Source organism: Alistipes sp. AF14-19 (assembly GCF_003461645.1).
GTDB classification, from domain to species: domain Bacteria; phylum Bacteroidota; class Bacteroidia; order Bacteroidales; family Rikenellaceae; genus Alistipes; species Alistipes shahii.
In genome coordinates this window covers 97,778-111,296 of record NZ_QTXM01000004.1, presented here as the reverse complement: position 1 = coordinate 111,296, position 13,519 = coordinate 97,778, and the positions used below count along the sequence as shown (strand labels likewise).

Genomic DNA, 13,519 nt, shown 5'->3' with positions numbered 1-13,519 from the left:
GGGCTACTTCTTGATATTGGGCAGTTCCAGCCCGTATTTCTTTTTCCGGTCTTCCGCTTTGAGCCACAGTCCCAGCAGCATCGCCAGCACGCCGCATGCGACGAAAATCAGCATCGGACGGGTGTAGTCGTAGGGCATTCCCTCGGTCCGTCCGGCGTTGAAATATTTGAGTGCGAAGCCGAAGAGCATCGGGAAAAGGCACAGTCCGATGTTCTGAATCCAGAATATCAGCGAATAGGCGGAACCCAGATAGCGCGTCTCCACGATCTTCGGAACCGAGGGCCAGAGTGCGGCCGGAACCAGCGAGAACGAGATGCCGAGCAGGACGATCGAGCCGTAGGCGACGGGCTTGCTCGGGAACTCCGGGAGCACGAAGGCGAAGGTCAGGTGGCAGACGATCATCAGAATGGCGCCTAAAATGAGCATCGTGGCGCCCTTGCCCTTGTGGTCGAGGTATCGGCCCAGGAAGGGGGTGATGGCCGCCGCGCCCATCGGGAACCAGCGGAAAATGTCGGCTGCGGTCTGGGCCGATACGCCGAGGTTGCTCTCCAGCATGTTGGTGGCGAAGCGCTGGAAGGGGAAGATGGCCGAATAGTAGAGCACGCAGAGGAACGCGATGATCCAGAACACCTTGCTGCTCAAGATGTACTTCAGGTCGCTGACCTTGAACTCCTCCTCGCTGCCGCCTCCGCCCCGGCTGTCGAGACCCAGTTGTTTGTCCAGTTTGCGGTCCATGAAGGAGAAGATCACGAACGTCAGCAGGCCGATCAGCAGCAGCACGGTGCAGAATGCCACCGGTCGTACGACCGTTGCGGGAGCCATGTCGGCGAGCCACGGCGAAATGGAGAAGATGGCGAAAACGCCGACGCGGGCAATGGCCATCTCAAGTCCCATGGCCAGAGCCATCTCCTTGCCTTCGAACCACTTGGCTATGGCTTTTGATACGGTGATGCCGGCCATCTCCATGCCGCAGCCGAAGATCATAAAGCCCAGCGACGCCAGTTTGGCCGAGGCGGGGAACGAGGTCCACCACGAGCCGAGCCACGTTTCGATGCCCGAACCCGCGAACGAGTCGCTCACGGCGTAGTATTTCAGACAGGCGCCGATGAACATCAGCGAAGCCGACAGTTGGCCGGTGAACCGCACGCCCATCTTGTCGAGGATGATGCCTGCGAGGATCAGAAATCCGAAGACGTTGAGTATGAACTCCGAACTGCCGTACATGCCGAATACGTCGGGGGTCCATCCGCGCTGTGCCTCGATCATGCTTTGCAGCGGCGACATCAGGTCGACGAACATGTAACCGAAAAACATCGTGGACGCGATGAGCAACAACGCCGTCCATCGGGCTGCGGACGAGTCGTTGAGTTTACGTTGGATAGTTTCTGCCATATTTTTTTGTGTTGAGTTAGTTATCCAGTGATGCGTAGCGTTTCAGCACCTCGTAGGCTTCGGTGATTCCCAGTTCGCCGGCTTTCGAGAGGTCGAGGCAGCCCTTGCGGGTGTCTTTCATAAACAGCTGGATGATGCCGCGGTTGTAGTAGGCCTCGGCGAATGCGGGGTTGAGTGAGATGGCTTTGGTGTAGTCCTCGAACGCCTCGGGCAGGCTGCCCGAGAGGGCCAGCAGGTTGGCGCGGTTGTAGTAGGCGTAGGCGAAGTCGGGGAAGAGCTTCACGGCCTTGTTCAGGTCGGCCACCGCCTCGTCGTAGCTGTACGTGCGTTTCGAATTGTTGTTCAGTCGGTTGGCGGGGTCCGAGTCGATCGTGATCCGCTGGTAGGAGTTGTCGATCGACGAGATGAAGTCGATCATCTCGGCGCGCGTCGTCGAGCGGTTCAGGTAGAGGAACGGGTTCGACGGGTTCAACTCGATGGCCGACGAATAGGTGCTCACCGAATTGGTGTACTGCTTGATGAGCGACTGCGTGACGGCGCGTTCGAAGAGCACGGTCCATGCGGGGTTGCTTGCGTTAAGCTCCTGCACATACTGCTTGTCGAGCATCACCAGCGTGTCGGGCGCGATGTTGCTCTCGCGGCACGAGAGGGTGAGGTATTCGTTGCCGATGCGCTTCTTGAAATCGTCGACGCGTTGCAGGTGATAGGGTTTGGCTGCGGGAACCGAGTCGGGGCGCATGAGCGTGAACTTGAACAGCGGCAGCAGGCGCATCTCCTCGTGTCCGCCGTTGTGGCCCGTGATGCGGTCGAAGCTGCCTCCGGCGAACTTGCTGTCGAACGACAGCAGGCGGTCGAAGCGCTGCGTGGTGTCGGCGTAGATCGAATAGGTGCTGTCGTTCAGGCGCGAACGGTATTCGGCGATTTTCCGCTGGGCGATCGAGCGGTCCTCTTTGGCGCCCTGCGGGTCGCGGAGCAGTTCGCGCAGCCGGCCGCGGTAAATGTAGGCGTTGGCGAAGTCGGGGTATAGCTTGATGGCCGAGGTGTAGTCCTCCACGGCGCGCTCGATCTCGCCCAGCTGGGCGTAGACGCCTGCGCGGTTGTAGTAGACCAGCACGTTGTTGGGCGAGTAGAGCGCCACTTTGTCGTAATCCTCCAGCGCGCGGTTGTAGTCGCCGATCTGCGTGCGCAGCATCGCGCGGTTGAAATAGGTCAGCGAGTTGGTCGAATCGAGCTGGATCACCTTGTCGAAATCGGCCAGCGCCTGCATCGGGCGGTTGGTGGCGTTGTAGACCAGCGCGCGGTTGAAGTAGGAGAGCAGGTAGGCCGAATCGCACTCGATGGCCTTGTTGAAATCCGCCTCGGCCTCCTTGTACTGTTCCTGCTGGAGGTGCAGTCCGCCGCGGCGGTTGTAGCCGTTGGGATTCTCGCGGTTGGTGCGTATCGCGGTGTTGAAATTCTCGTAGGCGCGCGTGGTGTCTTTCAGGTGGAGGTAGCTCAATCCCCGGCAGATGAAGGCGTCGGCCACCTTGTTCTCCTGGCGGATGAACTTGTCGAAATCGTCGATGGCCTCCTTGAACTGCTGGTTCAGCAGGCGCGTCACGCCGCGGCTGTAATAGGGGCCCGGCAGGTCGGGGCGCAGCTCGATCGCCTCGCGGAAGTCCTGCAAAGCGTCGTCGTAGTTGCCCAGACGCGAGCGCGTGATGGCGCGGTAGGTGTAGGCCTGCGTGTAGACGGGATTGAGCCGGATGGCCGTCGAGAAATCGTCCTCGGCGCCCAGCAGGTCGTCGAGGTTGTATTTGGCGATGCCGCGCAGGAAGTAGCCTTCGAAAGCGTCCTCGTCGAAGCGCAGCAGGGTGTTCAGCGTGCGGATGGCCTCCTGGTAGTCGTTGTTCATCATGCACGAACGTCCGACCCAGAAAAAATATTCCCGGTTGTACTGTGCGTGGGCTTTCGTGCCGCACAGCAGGGCGGTTCCCAATATGATTCCGGCGATGAGTTTCCGCATGCTGACTGATTTTGCTCTTTAAACGGGCTTTCCGTGCGATTTATTATTCCTGTTCGTATCCGAACCTGCGTAATTGCCGTTCGTTGTTGCGCCAGTCGTCGCTGACCTTGACGAACAACTGGAGGAAAACCTTCTTGCCGAGGAACTGTTCCATGTCTTCGCGCGCCGTCTGTCCGACCCTCTTCAGCTTCTCGCCCTTGTGGCCGATCAGGATGCCCTTCTGCGAGTCGCGGGCCACGTAGATCGTCGCCGCGATGCGGTCGATCGTCGGCTCCTCCTTGTAACTTTCGATCTCGATTTCGCAGCAGTAGGGGATCTCCTTGTCGTAGAATTTGAGGATCTTCTCGCGGATGATCTCCGAGGCGAAGAAGCGCAGCGTCTTGTCCGTAAGCGTATCCTTGGGGTAGAACGCCGGGCCTTCGGGCAGCAGCGAGAGGATGGTCCGGAACAGCCCTTCGATGTTGAAATTCTCCTTGGCCGACGTGGGGACGACCTGCGCCCCGGGGATTTCGGCCTGCCATTTGTCGACCAGCGCTTCGAGCGCTTCGGGCGTCGAGAGGTCGATCTTGTTGATGACCACGACGGTCGGAATGCCGCTCCGGCGGATGCTGTCGACGATTTCGGCCGAGCGTTCGCTCTGCTCCACGGTGTCCGTGACGTAGAGGATCACGTCGGCGTCGGTCAGGGCGCCCGTCACGAACTTCATCATCGACTCCTGCAACTTGTACGAGGGCTTCAGGATGCCGGGCGTGTCGGAGTAGACGATCTGGAAATCCTCGCCCGAGACGATGCCCATGATGCGGTGGCGTGTGGTCTGCGCCTTGGAGGTGATGATCGAGAGTTTTTCGCCCACGAGGGCGTTCATCAGCGTCGATTTGCCCACGTTGGGATTGCCGATGATATTTACGAAGCCGGAACGGTGCATTTTTTTTGCTTTATTCGCAGACAAAGGTAGGGATTTATTCGAATTTATCCTATATTTGTTTTACAATATGCTAAAATCGCACTGCCTATGAAAAAATGAGAACTTTTGATTCTTAATGCCGCTACGGCGGCACACGACATATAAAAGCGCATCGGCTTTTCTTCTTACATTCAGAACTTGGACACTTTTGAATCACAGAGAGGAATTAAAGTTGATGCTCGCGCTGTTTTACGGCGCGGGCATTCCTTTCATCTTTCTGTGCAGGCAGTCCAAGGCCTTGAATGTGGATGAACAGAGTTTGTCCGCGTTTTTTGTGTTTTGACATTTGCTCGATGTAAAACTCTAACTCCTTGAATGATGAAACGTTTTAATTTGCTTGTGTATGTTTACCGGGGCATAAACACGCTGGAAGAAAAATTCACCCGGAAGAACCATCCCGATTACACATCCGATTTGAGTAAGCATGTCCTGATCGTGACGGGTGTATTTATCGGAGCGACATTAATTACCTCGCTGCTGGGGGTGTAGTTATGAGCATGCGGCACGGAAATTTCTCTCCTAATTTGTCGGTCGGCATGGGCATAGGTCTGTTTTTTCTTTCAACGACTCCGTTTCTGTGTTGTGTCGCCTACTGGATCTATTATTTGAAACGGCATTTGTATTTGTTCTCGACGACCGGTCAGAAAATCGGATATGGACTGTTCACTTGTGTGATGCTTGCTATTCTGGGACCGTCTATTTTCCCGCTGCTTATAGCTCTTATTTTGCTGTCCATTGCCATTTCGATCGCTTTGTTCCTGTTGAGTGTCGTGATGACGATCATTGCCTTGTTCGACGGAGGAGGTTCGAAAAAGAGGCGGTTTTCGCTCGACAATGGCGATGAGGTGACCGAAAAATCGGGATTGTTCGGCGAAAAATATTATGAAGGCCGGAGCGGAAAATCCTATGAAACCAACGATAACGGCAGGACGTTCTCCGAAAAGTAGCATTCCTCACCGGGTTTCACATGACTGCAAAAAGGCTCTCGTTTCCGAGAGCCTTTTTGCAATGAAGTCTTGTAAAATGTAGCCTATCGCCGCATCATTCCGCCCGGCATCTTGGGCATCTTCATGCCGCCGCCGGCCACGGCCTTCATCATCTTGCGCGTGTCGTCGAACTGTTGCTGCGCGCCGCGATGTCGGCCCCTTCGGCTCGCAACCGCCGGCCGTGGGCCTTTATCGTGGTGGATAACAAGGCCTTGCTACGGCAACTGGCCGACTCGCTGCCTTATGCGCAGAGCGCCGCTGCGGCTCCGATGGCTGTCGTGGTGTGCGGTGCGCTGACCGAGTCGCAGGGTGCGACCAATGCCGGGTGGTGGGTACAGGATGCGGCGGCCGCTTCGGAGAACTTGCTGCTGGCGGCCCATGCCGTCGGGCTGGGGAGGCTGTCTGGACGGGCGTGTATTCCTCCGAGGATCGCGTGCGTGCCGTCCGCAACGTGCTGGGGCTTCCCCGCCGCGTCGTGCCGCTCAACGTGATACCGATCGGTTATCCAGCCGAAAATCCCGCTCTCAAGCAGAAGTGGGACCCTGCAAAGGTCCGCTGCAACGGCTGGGCCGAGTAAACGGAATCCCTGTGCAAACCGCAGGGATTCTTTGCTATTGAGCTTTTATCCATTCGAAAACGGGGTCGACTCCTTTTTTGAAATCTGCGAAACTCATCTCGATCGACATGTCGGGTTCGATGGTCTCGATCTCTTTTTCCGAGCGTTTGAAGTATTTTGTTGAATAATTGACCAAAACCTTCGAACTCGGAAGCTGAAAGCTGCGGACCTCCCCGAAATGGTTGGGCTTTCCGGCCGTCTCTTCTCCGACGAAAACGGCATTGGTCAGCTGTTTGAAATCCATGGCGTTCAGAATCGCCGAGGAGAATGTATCGCGTCCCAGCACCACATATACCGCAACTTGCGGGTGTTGTTTGAGGGCTTGTGCGAGTCGTTCGACAAATTCGGTTCCCTGTGATGAGTTGCCGCCTCCGTTGTAACGCATGTCGAAAATGAGTTTGTCCACCGGTTTATCATTCAGCGTTTCGAATGCTTTCCGGGTAAACGCCTCGAACGACGGCAGCTTTTGCGCAGCTTCCGCGTCGCCCCGTTCAGCCGCCAGCTCACGGCTGTGACATTTGTTGTAAAGCATGTAATAGATCCGATCTTCGGGGAAATAACGGCTGGTGAAGAGGACTTTGCGGTTGGCGGTTGCGAAAGCGAGGGAGTCGGGTCTGAAATTTACGAATGCATTGTCGGGATGTATCGGCTTTACCACCTGCGTCTTTCCGTCCGACAGCATAAGCTTGACTTGCCGGGAGTCGGCAAATCCGAAGTGTTCGAGAGCTTGAAGGCTCATCACCGTTTCCGGGACGATTGACTTCACGATCGCCTGGTTGTCGATGGTGAAAAGAGTGCTCAAACTGTCGATGACCGTCGCGATGGGCGTGTCGTTGATCGCTACAATCCGCAGTCCCAAAATTTCTTTGTTTTCCGGGGTCGTTTTCGTAATGTAGAGCCCGTCGCTGACCCATAATGTGCCGAGCGGAAGAATCTGTGTCTGGTCAATCAACTGAAAGAATTGCAGCATGGTGTGTGAGTCGCCGAAGCGGGCGATCAGCTGTTGCGTTTTGAGGGCGACCTGAAAATCAGTCAGTCGCTCCGACTCTGCTTTAATAGCCTCGATTCCCGATACAAACTCCCCTTTGCTGCGGGCCGTAAAAAAGTTGCAATGCTTTTCGGGCAGCTCCTTGGTCAGAAATTCCAGATCGGCTTTCCAGTCGATTTTCCCCGATTGTGCAAATGCCGCCTGCATGCACGTGCAGAGCAACAGCAAGAGGAGTTTCTTCATGGTTTATACGTTTTCTTTCGGTGAAGGTGACGATTTTTCTGTGATCTTGCGTAATGTGCTATTTGAGACGTCCGCATGTAAACAAATCAGGCAAGCCTTGGAGCCTGCCCGATCCTTATATAATACTATCGCCGCATCATCCCGCCCGGCATCTTGGGCATCTTCATGCCGCCGCCGGCCACGGCCTTCATCATCTTGCGCGTGTCGTCGAACTGCTTCATCAGGCGGTTGACGTCGGCCATCGTCGTACCCGAACCTTTGGCGATGCGTTCGCGCCGGCGGGCGTTGATGATCTCGGGATGCTCGCGCTCGGCGGGGGTCATCGACGAGATGATCGCCTCGGTCTGCTTGAACACATCGTCCGGAATGTCCACGTTCTTGAGCATCTTGCCCATGCCGGGGAGCATCGACGCGAGGTCCTTGAGGTTGCCCATCTTCTTGATCTGCTGAATCTGCGAGATGAAGTCGTTGAAGTTGAACTGGTTTTTGACCAGTTTCTTTTTGAGCTTGCGGGCCTCCTCCTCGTCGAATTGCTCCTGCGCGCGTTCCACGAGCGACACCACGTCGCCCATGCCCAGGATTCGGTCGGCCATGCGCTCGGGGTGGAACACCTGCAAGGCGTCCATCTTCTCGCCGCTCGAAATGAACTTGAGGGGCTTGTTGACCACCGAACGGATCGAAATGGCCGCACCGCCGCGGGTGTCGCCGTCGAGCTTGGTGAGGACCACGCCGTCGAAGTCCAGCCGTTCGTTGAACTCCCGGGCGGTGTTCACTGCGTCCTGACCCGTCATGGCGTCGACGACGAACAGCGTCTCCGAAGGTTTCACGGCGGCCTTGATGGCCGTGATCTCCTGCATCATCGCCTCGTCCACGGCCAGACGGCCCGCGGTGTCGACGATCACCACGTTGTAATTCTTCTGCCGGGCGTACTTGATACCGTTCTCGGCGATCTCGACAGGATTCCTGTTACCCTCCTCGGTGTAGACCTCCACGCCGATCTGTCCGCCGAGCACTTTCAGCTGGTCGATGGCTGCGGGACGGTAAACGTCGCCTGCCACCAGCAGCACCTGGCGGCCCTTCTTCGACTTGAGCAGCGAAGCCAGCTTGCCCGAGAAGGTCGTCTTACCCGAACCTTGCAGACCCGCGATCAGAATCACCGCAGGCGTGCCCTCCAGCCGGATGTCCGTGGCCGTGCCGCCCATCAGTTCGGCCAGCTCGTCGCGGACGATCTTGGTCATCATCTGTCCCGGCTTGACGGCTTTGAGCACGTCCTGGCCCAGGGCTTTCTGCTTCACTTCGTCGGTAAAGGTCTTGGCGACCTTGTAGTTGACGTCGGCGTCGATCAGCGCGCGGCGGATCTCCTTGAGCGTCTCCGCGACGTTGATCTCGGTGATGCGCCCCTCGCCTTTGAGAATTTTGAACGACCGTTCGAGTTTATCTGTTAAATTTTCAAACATGACTTCTGAAATTATCCGAGCGCAAAGATAATCAATAATTCACAAAGCACAATCCGCCGTGGAAATTTTGTTATGCCGTGAAAAATAGTTATGTTTACAACTGAACCTAACCGTCATGCAATGAAGAAATTTCTTTTCCTGCTGCTTGCCGTCACGGCCGGGACCGCTCCGGCGCAAACCCTCGTCTATCCCGGCGAGCACGAAATGCCACCCGTCCCGAAGACCTTCGACAACGAACTGGGCGTGCGCTACGGAGCGCAGCTTTACGTGGGCGACGGGCGGGGACCCGAATTGCAGGCCTTTTCGATCGACTATGCCCGTTATAATTTTTACAATATCGGTTTTCGAACGGGGCTGAACGTCTTCGTCGACGAGGATGCCGAGAACTATTTCTCCGTGCCGCTGCAATTCACCTGGCGGACCGGACGTATCGCCTCGTCCTGGCGCCGGGAGAGCCGGGAGCGGAGTGTGCAGAATAATTACTACAACGGCTCTTATGCAGATCCTTACGGCGCTTATTCCGGCGGAGGGGCGGACGTGGGCAGTACGTTTCTCAACGTGCTGCTTGCGATCCTGCCCTCGGGGTTCGAGGTCCATGCGGGCTTTACCCCGGGGCTGATGTGCGGGCCGTTCACGACCGAAGGCTATTCGACGACCGACCCTTCGTGGCGGCCCTATACCGTCCGGCAGCGTTTCTCCTGTACGTTCGACGCGGGTGCGCGGCTGATCATCCCGATCTGGCGGTTCAACCTCTTCGGCGACTTCACCTATCACTGCTACCTGACCGATAATTTCCGGGCCGGGGAGTTTCGGCCTTCGCGCTCCTATATGGGGCTGGGTGTGGGGCTGTCGTTCAATTTTTAGGAGCGGGATTCCGGAACGGTCCCTCCGTTACCCGGTCCCTCCGTTACCCGGTCCGTCCGTCGCTACCGGAGCAGTCCGGCTTCGTAATAAATCACGATTTGCTCGATCATCCGGTCCTCGCCCTCCCTGTCGTATTCCGACTTGAGGTTCTGACCGAAGATTTTCGAGACGCCCTGCCAGAATCCCGCCACGAAACCGCCGCGGAACTCCTTCAACACCTCGTAGGCGGTGTATTCGGTTTCGCGGTCGATGAGTTTCAGCAGCACGCGGCCCTGCGTGCGGGTCATGTGTTTCAGCACGGGGGTGTATTCGTCCTTGATCTCGTGGTAGATTTGTTTGATATACTCCTTCTGGGCCTTTTTGGTCGGCAGGCGGCACAACTCCTCCTCCATCGTCGCCATCTTGGCCTTGGCGATCTGCGCGATGGGGTAGACCTTTTTCACGGCGTCCACCAGCCGGCGGTAGCGGCGCAGGTCGACCGGGCGGCTGAAGACGTAGACCGGCAGGACGTGGACCAGCGGGATCGAATCGCCCTTCTCGACCGTCCACTCCTGATGCCAGAAGCCACGGCCTCCCTGCGCCTGCGCTTGGGAAAGCGCGGCGGCGAGCAGGGCGATGAGGAGTATCCACTTTTTCAACGGCGGCGAATTTTTTGTACCTTTGCGGCGGAGTCCGGATGAAAACCCGTGCGGTTTTGCATCCGGTTTGCCGGGGTGTCTCCGGCAAAGATAACGATTCACCGCGATAAACGAATTACGAACAGCGAATATTATGCTTGAAAAAGGACTTTCCGCCCGCAGCGCCGCAACCGTCGCCGCCGGCAACACGGCCGCCGCGATGGGTTCGGGCGACCTTGCGGTTTTCGCCACCCCCGCGATGGTGGCGCTGATGGAGAACGCCGCCATGACGGCCGTTGCCGGCGAACTTCCCGAAGGCGCGACCACCGTCGGCGCCGAGATGAACGTCACGCACATCAAGCCGTCGGGACTTGGCGCCGAAATCACCGCCACGGCCGTGCTTGCCGAAGTCGAGGGGCGCAAACTGACCTTCAACGTCGGGGCCCGCGACGCCGAGGGGCTGATCGGCGAGGGCATCCATGTCCGCTACATCGTCGACCGGGAAAAATTCATGGCCAAGGTGAAGTAATGGAAAAGCTCCGGATCTTCTGCGTCTGCGAAAAGACGTACAGCTTGATTTGTAGTTATTTATGCCGGATCGAAGGATTGGGCTCTGTGTTTGGACAGGGCTCGATCCTTTTCGTTTGTGTACAATTCTGTTCAAGTCGCCCGATACCTGTAAATTTCTGTGCTTATACTACTTAATCTTGCTGAATTATTGGCGGTTGAATTTGCATAATTGATTATTTTTCGTTATTTTTGCTCTACATCCATTACAACTACATATTGTAATTATCCGTAAGACTCTCGCGAACCTGCCTTCAATGTTTCATCCTTAAACTTCAAACTATGAAAACTCGCATTTTGACTTTGACAGCAGCCCTGCTTCTACTGGGTGGGTTTGTCGCATGCAACGACTCGGAAGAATCCGAATATATCGGCACTCCTCCCGTCACAGCCTCCGCGGACGTATCGGCTTTTTTCAAGACCTATCTGCCTTCGAGTTCCAGTTCGCATCCCGAGCCGGAATTCAATTTCAGCGAGATCGATGATCGCGACATCGAATGTTTTGTGATCAACAGCATGGAAGAGTTCGAGGCCGTTGCACCTCCTTCGGTCGAGCTGCCGGTAATCGACTTTGACAAATATACCCTTATTATTGGACAGCATTGGATGGGGCATCCCGGATACTCTTTCGAGAAGCAGGTCGTCGATACCGAATCCGATAAGATGACATTGAATTTGGTGTATAAGCAACTGAAGGGTGGGACTCCGGCGATTATGACTATTTTTTATTTCTGGGGACTATACGACAAACTTCCCGAAAAAACGCTTACTGTCAACAAAATCATAATTTAGATATTCTTATATCATGAAAAAGCTGCTTTCTCTTATCATTGCAGTCATAACATTTTATGGTTGCCAGGATGACATTTTGTCAGAGGAATATCAAGAAAACGTTCCCGCGACCCGTGCGTCTGTGGGTTCGTCTGATTATTATTATTATTTGGTGTGACGGTGTGAAAATCCCACTAACGGTCAACGAGAACAAGTCGTATGTTTTGGTTGAAACCGCAAAATTTGAAAGTGTTCGCAAATCGGCCGTAAATATCCGTGGGGGAAATACCAGAACTATTGATAACTATGCTGCGCTGGGCATAAGATCGTCAAAAGAGTTCCGCATGCAAAAAAGTCTTACGTCGTTTACGCTGGATAACGCCCAACAAAAATCGATTAACCCGCAGGATGTAGTGTATGAGGCTCCCTATTTTAAAACAAGCGATGGAGCCGATCTCGGCATAACGAATGTATTCAGCGTACAACTGACAGGAGAGCAAGACCTTGCCAAACTTCAAAAAATCGCGGAAGAGTATAATCTGGAGATATTGGGAGAAAACAAATTCGACCCGAGTATCTATTATCTTTCGTGTACAAAGGAGTCGAAAGGGAATGCGCTCGAAATGGCGAATTTTATGTATGAATCGGGCGCGTTTGAGTATGCAACACCCGAGTTTATCGTTGAGTCGATGTCCGACGCCGCTCCGAACGATACCTATTTCAGCTATCAATGGAATCTGAAAAACGTCTCTTATCCGGGGATCGATATCAATTATGTGAACGCAAGGAATGCCTTTGCTTTTCCATATATCAACGATATTATCGTTGCGGTTGTCGATAACGGTGTTTATAATAACCATGATGATTTACATTTGTATAATGTCAGTTACAACGCTCACACGGGAGGAATTCCAAGTGGGCTATACGGAGATCACGGCACAAAGGTTGCCGGTGTTATCGGAGCCACGGCTAATAATGGCAAAGGCATTGCAGGCGTTGCATCCGGAGTGAAAATCATGCCCATCAGTATTTGTTATACTGATAACGAGCTTGGCATAGCTGCCTCCACCACGACCAATTTTGCGAATGCAATTCGGTTTGCCGCAAATAATGGTGCGCGCGTAATTAATAATTCATGGTCATTTGATACATCTTCTCCAATATCCGAAATCAATAATGCTATAACATATGCTCATGGTAAAGGATGCATCGTTGTTTTTTCATCGGGCAATAAAGGCAGTGCTGTATCACAGCCGGCAGCGGGAGCACCTTCTGCAACGTTAGTAGTAGGTGCAATAGATCGGAATGGGTACAAATCGGATTTCTCCGGTTATGGTTCTTCATTGGATGTTGTCGCTCCCGGGCGTGAAATCTGGACAACAGATGTGACCGGTGGATATACTTGTGTGTCGGGCACATCTTTTGCTGCTCCCCATGTTTCCGGCATCGTGGCTTTGATATGGGCAACGGATCCCGATCTTTCGGTATGGCGGGTACGCAATATTATCGAACAAACTACCCGAAAGATCGGCGGCAACACTTATGGTGTCGATCCGCTTCGATTGAACGGATTATGGAACCAATTTGTGGGTTATGGTCTGGTAAATGCCTATGCAGCTGTATCAGCGGTTTCGGGGCCCGCTCCCACCGCTCCAAACATCGGGACTTCATTGTCGGAGGTGGAACCCGGCGATCTTTCGATGATGGGTTTGGGGTATGATAAATGGAATATAGCGTATTTGGCCCGTGGAGAAGGGCAAGCAACGTGTTCTATTGAAAATTACGATTCTTCTGTCACTTATGTATGGAGCAGCACCCTGCCTCCGTACACGGGTGAGGGCTTCACATTTACCGTTGATTTTGCGTCGGATACCGATGAACCCGTACTTCACGATATCGAATGTCGGGTGTTGAAAAATGGTCTATCCACATCTTCCGGGGTACATCTGGCATTGATTCCGCAAGGGTACTCTTACTAAATTGATATTGGAGTTCCTGACTTACAAACTGCTGATAATTTGGCTGTAAATCAGAGGTTGGATAAAAATA

At 54.6% G+C, this 13,519-nt stretch carries 13 protein-coding genes; 7 read left to right on the top strand and 6 right to left on the bottom strand.

Annotation, left to right across the window (positions count from 1 at the left end; translation table 11 throughout):
• Nucleotides 1-3: 3 nt before the first annotated feature.
• From DWW03_RS05620 to era, 3 genes are read right to left on the bottom strand one after another with little or no spacing between them, the layout of a single operon-like run.
• Entirely contained in the window at nt 4-1,392 is a 1,389-nt protein-coding gene (locus DWW03_RS05620) for an MFS transporter (RefSeq protein WP_022062537.1), read from the bottom strand.
• 16 nt (nt 1,393-1,408) lie between these two features.
• The gene (locus DWW03_RS05615; protein ID WP_022062538.1) at nt 1,409-3,397 is read right to left on the bottom strand and encodes a tetratricopeptide repeat protein; all 1,989 of its coding nucleotides are present in this window, start codon (nt 3,395-3,397) and stop codon (nt 1,409-1,411) included.
• Between the two features lie 43 nt (nt 3,398-3,440).
• Entirely contained in the window at nt 3,441-4,322 is an 882-nt protein-coding gene (gene era / locus DWW03_RS05610) for a GTPase Era (RefSeq protein ID WP_015547792.1), read from the bottom strand.
• Between the two features lie 354 nt (nt 4,323-4,676).
• Here era and DWW03_RS16555 point away from each other — a divergent pair, with 354 nt between their 5' ends.
• The 3 genes from DWW03_RS16555 (at nt 4,677) to DWW03_RS05595 (ending at nt 5,838) form a co-directional block, all read left to right on the top strand.
• Nucleotides 4,677-4,850: a hypothetical protein gene (locus tag DWW03_RS16555; RefSeq protein ID WP_022062540.1), complete on the top strand. Its 174-nt coding sequence runs from the start codon at nt 4,677-4,679 to the stop codon at nt 4,848-4,850.
• A 47-nt stretch (nt 4,851-4,897) separates the two neighbouring features.
• The gene (locus DWW03_RS05600) at nt 4,898-5,308 is read left to right on the top strand and encodes a hypothetical protein (RefSeq protein ID WP_147344290.1); all 411 of its coding nucleotides are present in this window, start codon (nt 4,898-4,900) and stop codon (nt 5,306-5,308) included.
• Between the two features lie 188 nt (nt 5,309-5,496).
• A complete protein-coding gene (locus DWW03_RS05595; RefSeq protein WP_288869126.1) occupies nt 5,497-5,838 on the top strand; it encodes a hypothetical protein in 342 nt (113 codons plus the stop codon).
• Nucleotides 5,839-5,958: 120 nt separating this feature from the next.
• Here DWW03_RS05595 and DWW03_RS05590 read toward each other — a convergent pair whose 3' ends face one another.
• Both DWW03_RS05590 and ffh read right to left on the bottom strand, forming a co-directional pair.
• Nucleotides 5,959-7,194, bottom strand: a complete 1,236-nt coding sequence (locus DWW03_RS05590; RefSeq protein ID WP_022062542.1) for a S41 family peptidase — start codon at nt 7,192-7,194, stop codon at nt 5,959-5,961.
• Between the two features lie 125 nt (nt 7,195-7,319).
• Entirely contained in the window at nt 7,320-8,651 is a 1,332-nt protein-coding gene (ffh, locus tag DWW03_RS05585) for a signal recognition particle protein (RefSeq protein WP_015547789.1), read from the bottom strand.
• Nucleotides 8,652-8,771: 120 nt separating this feature from the next.
• On the opposite strand from ffh, the gene DWW03_RS05580 reads away from it, so the two are divergent.
• The gene (locus tag DWW03_RS05580) at nt 8,772-9,515 is read left to right on the top strand and encodes a hypothetical protein (RefSeq protein ID WP_015547788.1); all 744 of its coding nucleotides are present in this window, start codon (nt 8,772-8,774) and stop codon (nt 9,513-9,515) included.
• Between the two features lie 62 nt (nt 9,516-9,577).
• On the opposite strand, the gene DWW03_RS05575 is transcribed toward DWW03_RS05580, so the two are convergent.
• The gene (locus DWW03_RS05575; protein WP_022062544.1) at nt 9,578-10,153 is read right to left on the bottom strand and encodes a DUF4294 domain-containing protein; all 576 of its coding nucleotides are present in this window, start codon (nt 10,151-10,153) and stop codon (nt 9,578-9,580) included.
• A 133-nt stretch (nt 10,154-10,286) separates the two neighbouring features.
• Here DWW03_RS05575 and DWW03_RS05570 point away from each other — a divergent pair, with 133 nt between their 5' ends.
• The 3 genes from DWW03_RS05570 (at nt 10,287) to DWW03_RS05560 (ending at nt 13,449) form a co-directional block, all read left to right on the top strand.
• Nucleotides 10,287-10,661 carry a thioesterase family protein gene (locus DWW03_RS05570; protein WP_022062545.1) on the top strand — a complete coding sequence of 125 codons (375 nt, stop codon included), beginning with the start codon at nt 10,287-10,289 and terminating at the stop codon, nt 10,659-10,661.
• Between the two features lie 320 nt (nt 10,662-10,981).
• Nucleotides 10,982-11,491 (top strand): hypothetical protein, encoded by a 510-nt coding sequence (locus DWW03_RS05565; RefSeq protein WP_022062546.1) that lies wholly within the window; start codon nt 10,982-10,984, stop codon nt 11,489-11,491.
• Nucleotides 11,492-11,547: 56 nt separating this feature from the next.
• Nucleotides 11,548-13,449, top strand: a complete 1,902-nt coding sequence (locus DWW03_RS05560) for a S8 family peptidase (protein WP_022062547.1) — start codon at nt 11,548-11,550, stop codon at nt 13,447-13,449.
• Nucleotides 13,450-13,519 lie beyond the last annotated feature (70 nt).